The 1,165-nt window shown below is 69.5% G+C and carries 2 protein-coding genes; both read right to left on the bottom strand.

All coding sequences use genetic code 11. The annotated features are described in order from the left end of the window. A partial coding sequence (locus AB0435_RS34275) for a hypothetical protein (protein WP_366428757.1) occupies positions 1 to 341 on the bottom strand: 341 nt, incomplete at its 3' end. A 220-nt stretch (positions 342 to 561) separates the two neighbouring features. Beyond that, positions 562 to 1,029, bottom strand: coding sequence for a hypothetical protein (locus AB0435_RS34270; protein WP_366428756.1), 468 nt, complete (start codon positions 1,027 to 1,029; stop codon positions 562 to 564). Positions 1,030 to 1,165: the final 136 nt, after the last annotated feature.

The raw sequence follows: 1,165 nt of genomic DNA, 5'->3' as shown, positions 1-1,165 counted from the left end.
AGCCAGTAGCCGTGGATCGACACCGACCGCAGCGCCGGCTCGGTGCCGGTCACCAGGGCGGCGATGTCCCGGCCGGGCACGGTGTCGTACAGGTCCGCCCGGTACTGCGCCGACCCGTCCTTCTCGATCGTGACGGAGGTGAGCCGGCCGACGATGAGCCGGGAGTCGTCGCCCGCATCATGGTGAGTGCGCATGACGATCGGCAGTCCGTCGGGGTCGGCGATGCGTTCCTGCATCCGTCGCGTCGCCTTCGCGATCAACTGTTCGGTGTAGAGGCGGCCGTTGCGGCTCACGCCTGGCGTGAGCATCGTGCCGGACACCGTGGCGATCCGCCGGGTCATCCCGCGCCTCCCCGGCGTACGGACGCTATCGTCGTCGGCCGCGGTGCACGCCGGGAACCGGAGAGCAGGCGGAGAACGGCCGCCCGTACTCGGGGCTCGGAGTCGATCGCCTGGAGCAGGGCCTCCACGAACTCTTCCTGCGACCTGGCTTGTTCGACGTCGCGGCGGCTCACCGAGCCCCGGGGCGCGACCCGCCGTTTCGGGGGTATCTCGTACACGGTCACCTGCCTTGCACGGAGAGCTGGAACGTGAGCGCGACGAATGGCCCGGTCAACGTCCAGGCGAGCCGGTAGGAGCCGCCAGAGACCAGCACCGCCCCCGTGGCCATCCCCTGTCCCACGCTGAACGTGGCAGTGCCAGCGGCTGTGATCGCAGCCGAGGAGCCGATCGTCTGCCAGACGCCGTTGGCGTCCTGCTGCTGGAGGCTGATAACGAGGTTCGTGCCGCCCGTGAAGGCTGTGACATTCACGCCGACAATCGCAGCAGCAACGTTGTTGGTCCACGTCTGCGCCGCGGTCGTCCCATTGGCCGTGCGGGACTGCGCGGCCTCGGAGTACAAGACGGCCGACGGCTGGACGACGGTGAAGACCGTGGGGCTGTTGGCGACGTTCACCGCACTCGGGGTGCCAGCGGCACCGATGACGTTGCCGTTGTTGTCAACCGGGGTGAACACTGGATTGGTGGGCACGGGGACCTCCCGTCAGGCAGGGGCGAGAACGCACCGGCAGTGCGGATGCTGCGGCAGTTCGGGGGCGCCGAGCAGGCTGTAGGGGCTGCCCGCCTCCGCGGCGAAGCAGCGCTCACACACCCGCTCGTCTCCCGCG

Source organism: Streptomyces sp. NPDC051173, from assembly GCF_040689515.1.
Taxonomy (GTDB): Bacteria; Actinomycetota; Actinomycetes; order Streptomycetales; family Streptomycetaceae; genus Streptomyces.
This window is presented reverse-complemented; position numbering and strand designations above follow the sequence as displayed.